9 protein-coding genes are annotated in these 10531 nt (G+C 38.8%); 1 reads left to right on the plus strand and 8 read right to left on the minus strand.

From position 1 onward, the window contains the following. Positions 1-17: 17 nt before the first annotated feature. Genes J2S06_RS06905 through J2S06_RS06925 form a run of 5 tightly spaced genes read right to left on the minus strand, consistent with a single transcriptional unit; the run spans position 18 to position 5098 of the window. Positions 18-728: an alpha/beta fold hydrolase gene (locus J2S06_RS06905; protein WP_044747569.1), complete on the minus strand. Its 711-nt coding sequence runs from the start codon at positions 726-728 to the stop codon at positions 18-20. Beyond that, entirely contained in the window at positions 725-1876 is a 1152-nt protein-coding gene (locus J2S06_RS06910; RefSeq protein WP_419151778.1) for an acyl-CoA dehydrogenase family protein, read from the minus strand. The genes J2S06_RS06905 and J2S06_RS06910 overlap by 4 nt, the downstream gene beginning before the upstream one ends. 15 nt (positions 1877-1891) lie before the next feature. Next, positions 1892-3454, minus strand: a complete 1563-nt coding sequence (locus J2S06_RS06915) for a long-chain-fatty-acid--CoA ligase (protein ID WP_419151779.1) — start codon at positions 3452-3454, stop codon at positions 1892-1894. 19 nt (positions 3455-3473) lie between these two features. Next, a complete protein-coding gene (locus J2S06_RS06920) occupies positions 3474-4319 on the minus strand; it encodes a 3-hydroxybutyryl-CoA dehydrogenase (protein ID WP_419151798.1) in 846 nt (281 codons plus the stop codon). A gap of 14 nt (positions 4320-4333) precedes the next feature. Beyond that, positions 4334-5098, minus strand: a complete 765-nt coding sequence (locus tag J2S06_RS06925) for an enoyl-CoA hydratase/isomerase family protein (protein WP_419151780.1) — start codon at positions 5096-5098, stop codon at positions 4334-4336. A gap of 548 nt (positions 5099-5646) precedes the next feature. On the opposite strand from J2S06_RS06925, the gene J2S06_RS06930 reads away from it, so the two are divergent. After that, positions 5647-6495: a hypothetical protein gene (locus J2S06_RS06930; protein WP_419151781.1), complete on the plus strand. Its 849-nt coding sequence runs from the start codon at positions 5647-5649 to the stop codon at positions 6493-6495. 75 nt (positions 6496-6570) lie between these two features. Here J2S06_RS06930 and J2S06_RS06935 read toward each other — a convergent pair whose 3' ends face one another. The 3 genes from J2S06_RS06935 to J2S06_RS06945 form a co-directional block, all read right to left on the minus strand. After that, the gene (locus J2S06_RS06935; RefSeq protein ID WP_419151782.1) at positions 6571-8010 is read right to left on the minus strand and encodes an NAD-dependent succinate-semialdehyde dehydrogenase; all 1440 of its coding nucleotides are present in this window, start codon (positions 8008-8010) and stop codon (positions 6571-6573) included. 18 nt (positions 8011-8028) lie between these two features. Next, positions 8029-8823, minus strand: a complete 795-nt coding sequence (locus J2S06_RS06940) for an enoyl-CoA hydratase/isomerase family protein (protein WP_419151783.1) — start codon at positions 8821-8823, stop codon at positions 8029-8031. A 246-nt stretch (positions 8824-9069) separates the two neighbouring features. Further along, a complete protein-coding gene (locus tag J2S06_RS06945; RefSeq protein WP_419151784.1) occupies positions 9070-10431 on the minus strand; it encodes a sigma-54 interaction domain-containing protein in 1362 nt (453 codons plus the stop codon). Between the last annotated feature and the right edge of the window lie 100 nt (positions 10432-10531).

The following is a 10531-nucleotide window of genomic DNA, read 5'->3' on the forward strand; positions in this document are numbered from 1 at the left end:
TACCTCCTTTTTTAAAATTAATGGCAAGAAGCTTCACAATTTTGAACAGCATCACGAAACTCAAGAATTATTTCTGTAAACTTTTCGCTTTTTTCGAGCATGGAATAGTGTCCTGACCCTTTCATTTTCTTTATTTGAATATCTGGTTTGACCTTCATTAATTGTTCTTTAGCATTAGGTGGCAATAGTTTATCTTCCTCGCCAATCACTGCAAGTACAGGAATGTTTAATATTTTTAACACCTTTTCTCCATTTTTGTATTTAGCACAGCATTCAAAATCATTTATCGTTACCCTCATCGGATTTTTGTGAAGCTCCTCTTTTTCTTCATATAACAACTGTTTATCTGTACTCTTTCCGTAAGAAGCATAGAACAATGAATCAGGGAAAACACCCGTTGAAAGCTGTTCTAATATCTTCGGGTGAACAGGGAGCTCGTAATGACTATTGGCAAGGACAAGCCCTTTGACTTTCTCATTAATTGCCGCCAATTCAATTCCAATTAATCCTCCCATTGAGTGGCCAACGACAATGACATCCTCTCTAATCTCTGAATTTAACATACTCGCAAACTCTTCAATAGTAGAAGGCACTGCTCTCTTATCATGGTCATGACCCGGCAAATTATGAACTTCAAAAGGGATATCACCTAAACGTTCTGTTACTTTTCTCCATTTGCTGATCGTTCCGCCTGCACCATGAATAAAGAAAAATGTTAGTGGCTTCATGATCGTACTCCTCCTAGAACATTTTTAGCAATAATCATTCGTTGAATTTGGTTCGTTCCTTCATAAATTTGTGTAATTTTCGCATCTCGCATCATTCGTTCTACTGAATATTCTTGAACATATCCGTACCCTCCTAATAATTGTACAGCGTCTGTTGTGACCTTCATGGCTACATCTGACGCATACATTTTCGCCATTGATGAAGCTTTAATTAATTCTGGATTTTTCCCTGTTGAGCTTAGCTCATTTACTTTTGAGGCGGCACGATAAACAAGACATCTAGCAGCTTCAATCTGGGTTGCCATATCAGCAATCATAAATTGAACGGCCTGAAAGGATGAAAGCGGCTTTCCGAATTGCTCTCTTTCCAGTACATATTGAAGACATACATCTAACGCTCCTTGAGCAATGCCAAGCGCTTGTGCTCCAACTGTAGGCCTTGATTTATCGAAGGTTTTCATGGCAAGAATCCAGCCATTCCCTTCTTCACCGACGATATTTTCGGCAGGCACTCGACAATTATCAAAATAAAGCTGTGCCGTTGGTGATCCTTTAATGCCCATTTTCTTCTCTAATTTACCTACATGAAACCCAGGTGTATCGGCATCAACTACAAATGTTGTCATACCCTTATCTGTTTTGGCAAAAACGGTATAGACGTTGGCAACTCCGCCGTTGGAGATAAACATTTTCTGTCCGTTTAAAATATACTCATCTCCATCTCGAACAGCTGTTGTTTCCAAACTTTGTACATCAGATCCTGCATTCGGCTCGGTTAAAGCATAAGCCGCAATTTTCTTTCCAGACGCAATATCAGGCAAATAACGGCGCTTTAAATCATCGCTTCCACCTAACATAATAGGCAATGACCCAAGTTCCTGCACAACAGCTACTTGTGAAGATGATGCACACACACGAGCGATTTCTTCTACAATGATACAAAAGCTTAATAAATCAAGTCCTGAACCTCCATATTCTTCCGGAATGTTCGCACCTAAATAACCGTATTCAGCAAGTAAATCCTTTATATCCATTGGGTATTCACCCATTTCATCAATTTCAATTGCCCTTGGTTTTATCTTTTCTTGTGCTAATCGATGAATGCTCTCTTTTATTTCTTTGTGCTCATCTGATAACTCGAAAAACATCCCCATACCCCTTTCTTATGCATTTTGAAGATTTTTTTCTAAAACATACTTCTGAATCTTACCACTAGGAGTCTTCGGTAAACGGTCTAAAAAAACATACTTACGAGGCCGTTTATATTTTGCCAATTTATCGCCATTCACTAAAAACTGATCAAGTTCTTCTTCAGTCAGGGTGCTTCCCTCTTTTAAAACAATACATCCGACAACGATTTGTCCCCATGTCGGATCAGGCTGCCCAATCACTGCTGCTTCTAACACATCTGGGTGTTCAAGTAAATAATCTTCTACTTCACGCGGATAAATGTTTTCAGCACCAGATACAATCATATGATTCATTCTATCTCTAATCCAAATATATCCATCTTCATCATAAGAACCCATATCACCAGTATGATACCAGCCAAAGGCAAGGGCTTTATCAGTAGCTTCTGGGCGCTGATAATATCCTTCCATGACACACGGTCCTTTTACAATAATTTCACCAATTTCTCCGACCTCGCATAGATCGTCTGGATGTGACGGACTGCCATCCTCTTGCAGGCGTACAATACGTACTTCATGCGTCATCACCGCTTTTCCTGCAGAACCTGCTTTAGGCAGCTGTTCATCAGGATATAATACGGTCATCACTGGCCCCATTTCTGTCGTTCCATACATTTGGACTAGATCGGCTCCAACTCTAGATTGAAACTCCCTGATTAATACAGGAGCCATAGAAGCACCGCCGTAACCTAGTAATCTCAGTGAAGTAAGATTATAGCTATCAAAGTTGTCAACATGAAGCAGCATATTTACCATCGTAGGGGCTGCAAACAAATGCGTTACCTTCTCCTTTTCAATTGTTTCAAGTACTTTTTTTGGATCAAAAGAATGCATTAAGATGTTTGTCGCACCTACTTGTACACGAGGTAAAAACGATGTATGAAGCTCTGCCGTATGGTTTAACGGTGCGGCTGACAATCCAATATCATCTTTTGTAAGCCCCATACACTGCATCATTAAAAAGTTATGATGCACCATGCTGCGATGGCGATGAATGACACCTTTTGGACGCCCAGTTGTTCCGCTTGTGTACATCATGATATATCGGTCATTTTCTGTTACGTCTTCCTTCAATAATTGTCCGTTTTGCTCCTCTAGCAATTGATAAAAAGAAAGAGAATGATCAGGCTGATTGTCATCCACATAAATGAAATGCTCTGTCTCAACTCCGCGTTCAATCACCTTCTGAACAGTATCTTTTAACGCTTCTTCATACAGCAGCACTTTCGAGCGGGCATCCGAAAGAATAAAGTGTAATTCATGAGACGAGAGTCGATAATTGATCGGGTTAAAGATTGCGCCAATTTTTGCTGAAGCAAAAAGAGCAAGAACAAACTCACTTGTGTTATAGAGAAAAGTAGAAACGACATCGCCTTTTTGAACACCGAGTTTTTGCAGCGCCCCAGCAAACTGGTTAACTTTCTGATTTAATACCCGATAAGTCCATCTTTGCTGTTTGTCAGCATAAACAAGGGCAAGCTTATCAGGATAATTGTTAGCCGACCATTCGATTAAACCTCCAACCGTTACATACATGCCGAATCCTCCCTTTCAATTATTTGTAAGAATAAAACCCTTTGCCTGTTTTTCTGCCAAGATGCCCAGCCCGTACAAGCTTACGAAGCAATGGAGCAGAACGATATTTCGAATCTTGCGTTTCTTCATATAGCGAATCTTGAACGAACAACAATGTATCAAGGCCAATTAAATCTGCAAGGGCAAGTGGACCAATTGGATGATTCGCACCAAGTTTCATTCCTTTATCAATATCTTCTGCACTTGCTATTCCTTCTTGTAAAACGTAAATCGCTTCGTTGATCATTGGCACTAATATTCGATTGACCGCAAATAGAGGCGCTTCTTTCACATCAATCGTCTCTTTTCCAAGTGATTCTACAAATTCCTTTGAAACACGATATGTTTCCTCGCTTGTATCATAACCTCGAATCAATTCAACGAGCTTCATAACGGGTACAGGATTAAAGAAATGACAGCCCATAATTTTCGAAGGATTTTTCATCACACTGGCCATTTCCGTAATGCTTAACCCTGATGTATTGCTGGCAAGAATCGTTTCTTCGTTTATGATCTGATCCAACTCTTTAAAAAGCTCCTTTTTCAGCTCAAGGTTTTCACTAACTGCTTCGATGATGTAATCAACGTCTGCTAGCTCATTCATATCGGTAGTGGTTGTTAGAAGCTCTTCTGCTTCTTTCTTCTTCTCTTCACTCATTCGCCCTTTCTCAATCGAACGCTCCCAATTTTTTTGGATTTGCTTTAATCCACGTTCAAAAAATTCAGTCTTTTGTTCAACTGCCACTACTTCATATCCCGCCTCGACACATACTTGGGCAATCCCTGAACCCATTGTTCCTAACCCAACAATACCAACTTTTTTTATCACTTCGATTCCCCCTATATTTTCATAAATTTAGGCTCTCTTTTTTCTAAGAAAGCTGTGACACCTTCATTTTTATCTTTTGTTTCGCATATTTCACCGAACAGATTAGCTTCAAGAGCTAACCCTTCCTGTAAGGTTGTTTGAAGCCCTTCATGAATCGCTCTTTTTGCCGCTGAAACAGCTAATAGCCCTCTGCTTTGAATTTTTTTCGCCCACCGCTTTGCTTCATCAATGGCAGATTCATTTGTTACTTCTTCTACTAATCCAATTTGCGCTGCTTGTTCAGCTGAAATAAATTCGCCTGAAAAAATGAACTGTTTTGCCTTACCGGGACCAATCAAGCGAGCAAGACGCTGAGTCCCACCATAACCCGGGATAATACCGAGCTTCACTTCCGGTAAGCCAAGCTGGGATCTCGTGGTCGCAATCCGAAAATCACAAGCTAACGCGAGCTCTAAACCTCCCCCAAGGGCAAAACCATCAATTGCAGCAATGACTGGCTGCGGCATTGCCTCCAATTTATTAAAGACACGTTGCCCATTTAAACTTAATTGTTCGCCTGTTTCCTTCGATAACTGCGGAAATTCACCAATATCAGCACCTGCTACAAACGCCTTCTCTCCAGCGCCAGAAATAATCAGAACATCAATCTCGTTTGAAATGTTGTCAAGAAGTACTGACAGCTCATTTAATAATTCCTGGTCAAGTGCATTTACAGGAGGGTTATTAATTTCAATAAACCCAATTTGATTCTCGACCGAAAAGTTTACTTTTGACATTCTCCTTTCTCCCCATCCTTTCTTCTCTAACTCATTCACTTTTTATAATCGCAAGTTTTATGCCAACTTCTTTTCGAGCGTCAACCTAGTACTTTTCTTATTTTCATGATTTACTTTGTTTCATTAGGGAAACAATATTGTTTCGTTTAGCTATAAAACTGTCACCTACAGAAACAACATTGCGAAAATATTTTTTAGTTTGTTTTTGAAAACTTTGCAGCTTTCCAACAGTTGAAAAGCTTTAGTAAAACAGCAATCTTTTAGAAAGGCTCTTTTCTAAAAGATTGTTGCTTTACTATACGATAGCTTTTCGACTGTCAAACAAGCGAAACGCTTGCTATGTCACGCGTGTAGCGTGACGTGAACCGAACAAAAGTCGATGGTCGGACAAATGTGATTTGTCCGACCACGTGCTTTGTTCGGTTCATAGACAGTCGAAAAGCAACAAAGTTTACGAAAACAGCCTTTAAAAAAGAGACTTTAAGAAAAGGGAAAATTCGTTGCTTGGAGAAGAAATAATATATACGAAAAATCGTATGAGGTGAATTATGGAGATTTATGTTTTAACAGGACCAAGTGGTACTGGGAAAAGCACAAGCGCCCTATCTGTCGCTTATCAATATAACATTCCTGCAATGATAGACGATGGATTGCTCATTTATAACGGGAAACGAGTGGCAGGGACATCCGCCAAGTTTGAAAAAAATACGATGAAAGCGGTCAAGCGTGCTATTTTTCATGATGATAAGCATGCAAAAGAAGTAAAAGACGCCATTAAAAATTTAAATATCAACAAAATTTTATTAATTGGTACATCTGTCAACATGGTAAAGAAAATTGCAAAAAAGCTTGAGCTAGGAGAAATCGATCATTATTTAACGGTTGAGGATGTTCGCACATCCAGTGAAATTAGTATAGCCTTATACACTAGAAGAACAGAAGGAAAGCATGTAATCCCGATTCCTTATGTTCAAGTCGATCAAAGCTTTTTTAAAAAAATCATTTCCAAAGGGAAAAGCTTCTTTTCTCCACAAAAAGAAAAAATCGGCGAAACAACAATCGTTCAACCGAATTTCCAAAAAGGGTCCATCCATATTTCCGAGGGTGTCCTTCAAAAAATCATCAAGCTGATTTGCAAAGAAATTGAAATCATTGACCATGTTCATTCCATCGATGTTAAGCTTACTGGAGAACCTTACTTAATCATTGAAGTAACAGCCAAGCAAATTCCAAACGAAAATATAATGAATGTACATCAAAAAGCCCAACAAAAAATCTTTACAGATTTCAATCAGTACATGAACGTTGAATTAAGCTCTATTCATATAAAAGTAAAAAAACTACAGATGAACGAATCAGTGAATAAAGAATTTAAACGCTCTATAGCATCCAAATAAAGATGGCTCCCACCTTTCAGCCAGTCAGTATCTTGAGCCGATAGCGCAAATAAATAGAGCCTTAATCGGCTCTTTTTATTTAACCGAAAACCCACCTAGCTTTGTTTCTAAATATTCTTGTATGCCTTCATGTCCCCCTTCCCGTCCAATACCACTGTCTTTCATTCCACCAAATGGGGCCGCCGCTGAAGTAGGGTTAATATCATTGATGCCAACAATTGCAAAGCGAAGACCTTCAAACAATTTAATCGCTCGTGCTACATCATTTGTATACACGTAAGCTGCCAATCCATAATTTGTATCATTCGCCATTTCTAACACATTATCATCGTCATCATATGGAATGATGGGTGCTACAGGCCCAAAGGTTTCTTCGTGATAAATTAGCATATTACTTGTAACATTTTTCAAAACGGTTGGAGCAAAAAATGTGCCTTTCTCCAATTCACCAAAGGTAAGCCTTTCCCCACCGACAACAAGCTCTGCACCTTTTTGAACAGCATCTTTAACTTGATTGAAAACTTTGTTGATGGCTTGTTCATCAACAAGTGGGCCAATGGTTACACCTTCATTTAGACCATTTCCTACTTTCATCTTTTCCACACGCTTGACAAAGGTTTCAGTAAATGGTTCCAGCATGTTTCGATGAACAAAAATTCGGTTCGGACTAATACATGCCTGGCCTGAATTTAAAAACTTCACGAGCGAAACACCTTTTGCTGCATGGACAGGATCCGCATCTTCACACACGATAAATGGCGCATGACCTCCAAGCTCCATCGAAACACGCTTCATGTTTCCTGCAGCACCCTTTGCTAAAAATTTTCCGACTGCAGTAGAACCCGTAAACGTAAGCTTTTGTACTTTTGGATTTTCGATGAATTCCTCTCCAATTGGTGCTGGTTGACTTGTTGTTACAAGGTTTATGACCCCTTTTGGAATTCCTGCATCAATAAATGCCTTAAATACTTCGATTGCACATAATGGTGTTTGTTCAGCAGGCTTCAGCACTACTGTACATCCTGCTGCAATGGCAGGTGCTATTTTTCTCGTAATCATCGAAATTGGATAGTTCCAAGGTGTTATCGCTGCTACTACTCCGACAGGCTGCTGGATGACTATAAAGCGCTGGTCCTTTCGTGCGGAAGGAATCGTTTGACCGTATAATCGTTTTGCTTCCTCTGCATACCAAAGCAAGAAATCTGCGCCGTATTGCACCTCGTTGAGCGATGCTTTCAACGGCTTTCCTTGCTCAATAGTCATGAGCTTCGCAAGCTCCTCCTTCCGCTCCATCATCAACTCATATGCTTTATATAAATAACTCGACCGTTCGTAAGCGGTTAAAGAAGACCAATGTGTAAATGCTTCATATGCCGCATCAATTGCGCGTTTTGCATCTTCCTTCGTTCCATCTGCAACTTCACCAATTTTTTCGCCAGTTGCTGGATTAAAAGAAACAAACGTTTCCCCTGTTTTCGATTCCTGCCATTCCCCATTGATATAAAGCACTTCCATAACTCCCCTTTTCTTTTACTAATTTGTTCTTCTCTTAAAATCTGGTTTTCTCTTTTCAACAAAAGCAGCGATGCCTTCAGGAAAATCTCGCAGATCTACAAAGTTGGTATCTGTTTTCCAAAGCTCCTCGATACTGTTGATACAGTTTGCCACAGACTGCTTAACGGCAAGCAATGAGGCAGGTGATTGTTCAGCAATCGTTCTTGCCTTTTCAATTGCAAAACGGTCAAGCTGCTTTTCTTCTACTAAATAATTCAACATGCCAAGCTGATATGCCTCTTTTGCATCAAAGATTCGACCTGTATATACTAAATCCTTCGTTCGACTAGGACCAATCAAATCTACTAATCGTTTGACAAATTTATTATTTAGTTTAATTCCTAGCCGTCCAACAGGAATCCCCATTTTAGCTTGTTCAGAGCCAATACGGATGTCACAACTTAGCGCGAGCTCAAGTCCTGCTCCCATTGCTGGTCCATTTATGACACCTACTGTCGGAATCGGAAGCTTTTCAAACGTAGAAATCGCTTTTTCCATATATACAAAAGCTTGTTCTGCTTCTTCAACCGTCATTTGATGGAATTCTTTAATGTCTGAACCAGCTGTAAATTGATTGCCGGAACCACGGAGCACTAGCACTTTATTTTTTGGATTATCACAAATATGTTCACCTATTTCAGTTAGCTCTTGCCACATCTTTGAACTTAGAGCATTTTTTAAATGTGGACGAAATAACGTGACGATTGCAAGCCCAGCACTCTCTTGAACCGTTATTTTTGCTTTCGGTTCAATCCGTTTAATATTTACTTTCATTTCCATCACCTTACCAATATAAGTTTGCTCATGCATGCAAATATTTTTAAATGAAAACGATTCTTAAATACTAGATTTCCATTAAACATCTTCTCAATTGTATATTATGCAAAAACTGTGCCAGCTTTTCTTTACCACATATCATCAAAAAATTGGATATAAAAACGAAGGAAACAAGAATAGTTGTTTCTTTTTGAAACAAAAAAGCGTTTCTTTCTGAAACACTTTGTGTACATTCGAAATATTTTATTTAATTCCATATTTTTTTAATTTTGCATAAAAGGTTTTTCTGCTTATTCCTAATTTCTTAATCGCTTCTGTCCTGTTTCGACTGTTTGCCATCACTTCAAGAAGTTTTGTCTTTTCGATTTGTTCAAGAACATCATTTAAGCTCGTGTGATCCTTTTTAGAAGATTTTGTATAGACATTTGCAGTCCAAGAATCAGACACATGTTGAATATATTCTGGAATATCAGACTTTTCAAATTTCGGTCGATTGCAAACGGCTAGCATTCGTTCAAGCACATTACTTAATTCGCGAATATTCCCTGGCCAATCATAATTACGCAATATGTCATAAATTTCATCAGGCATCGTGACAGGCTTTTTGTATTTCAGGATCAAGTTATTTAATAGATTACTAATAATATATGGAATATCTTGTTTTCTCTCTCTAAGGGGTGGAATATGGATTGGAACAACATTTAAGCGATAATATAAATCTTCTCTGAATGCTCCTTTCTTAATCAGTTCTTTCAAATTTCGGTTCGTTGCACAAATAATGCGAACGTCAAGTGAATATGGCTTTGTTCCGCCAACCCTATGAAAAACTCGTTCTTGAATAACACGGAGAAGCTTTGCCTGTACTTTCATGGACATTTCGCCAACCTCATCGAGAAATAAAGTACCTCCATTGGCTAATTCTAAAAGCCCTTTCTTTCCTCCTTTTCTAGAACCAGTAAACGACCCTTCCTCATAGCCAAATAATTCACTTTCCAATAAATTATCTGGAATAGATGCCATATTGATGGGGATAAACGGTTTATCTTTGCGGGTGCTTGCTTCATGAATGGCTTTTGCAAATACTTCCTTTCCTACGCCACTCTCTCCATACAATATAACCGTTACATCTGTTCCCGCAACTTTTCGTGCAATGTTGACAGCACTAATCATTTGTGGCACCTGGCTTTCAAGCAACGAGAAATGATCTTGATTTAATTGCCCTTCAAGTTGCATCGAATACCGCTTATAACGTTCCAGCTCGTTTTGCAGCTTCGTTATTTCATTTAAATTTTTCATAATAGTAACTGCCCCTATTAATTTTCCATTATCTTTTAAAGGTGTAATGTTGGCGTAGACATCTCTTTTTAATGAATGAACATAGCTGCAATCGTTAATTAAAGCCTCACCGGTCTCTAATACTTTCAAAATTCTTGCATTTTCCTCAATTTCCTTTAACTTACGGCCTATAATTTTTTCAGAAGGAACATTGAACTGGCGCGAATAGGCTTCATTTATATACACGATCGTACTATCCTTCAACACAACAATCACCGGGTCTTCTAACGACTCAAGTATGGCTTTGTAATGATGCTTTTCTAATTTCATCGCATTCCTCCCTCTATAAATGTTGATATATCAACGGTTGTAGCCGTTTCAGGGGTGTCAAAAAAATATTTTTCGACAAAATTCCTAACATTATTTCTTA

Source organism: Bacillus alveayuensis (genome assembly GCA_030812955.1).
GTDB lineage: Bacteria > Bacillota > Bacilli > Bacillales > Aeribacillaceae > Bacillus_CB > Bacillus_CB alveayuensis.

Excerpts from the sequence above, each read along its gene's own strand:
- J2S06_RS06910 (WP_419151778.1), bottom strand. The coding sequence starts at position 1,876 with ATGTTTTTCGAGTTATCAGATGAGCACAAAGAAATAAAAGAGAGCATT.
- J2S06_RS06930 (WP_419151781.1), top strand. The coding sequence starts at position 5,647 with ATGGAGATTTATGTTTTAACAGGACCAAGTGGTACTGGGAAAAGCACA.
- J2S06_RS06925 (WP_419151780.1), bottom strand. The coding sequence starts at position 5,098 with ATGTCAAAAGTAAACTTTTCGGTCGAGAATCAAATTGGGTTTATTGAA.
- J2S06_RS06905 (WP_044747569.1), bottom strand. The coding sequence starts at position 728 with ATGAAGCCACTAACATTTTTCTTTATTCATGGTGCAGGCGGAACGATC.
- J2S06_RS06915 (WP_419151779.1), bottom strand. The coding sequence starts at position 3,454 with ATGTATGTAACGGTTGGAGGTTTAATCGAATGGTCGGCTAACAATTAT.
- J2S06_RS06940 (WP_419151783.1), bottom strand. The coding sequence starts at position 8,823 with ATGAAAGTAAATATTAAACGGATTGAACCGAAAGCAAAAATAACGGTT.
- J2S06_RS06945 (WP_419151784.1), bottom strand. The coding sequence starts at position 10,431 with ATGAAATTAGAAAAGCATCATTACAAAGCCATACTTGAGTCGTTAGAA.
- J2S06_RS06935 (WP_419151782.1), bottom strand. The coding sequence starts at position 8,010 with ATGGAAGTGCTTTATATCAATGGGGAATGGCAGGAATCGAAAACAGGG.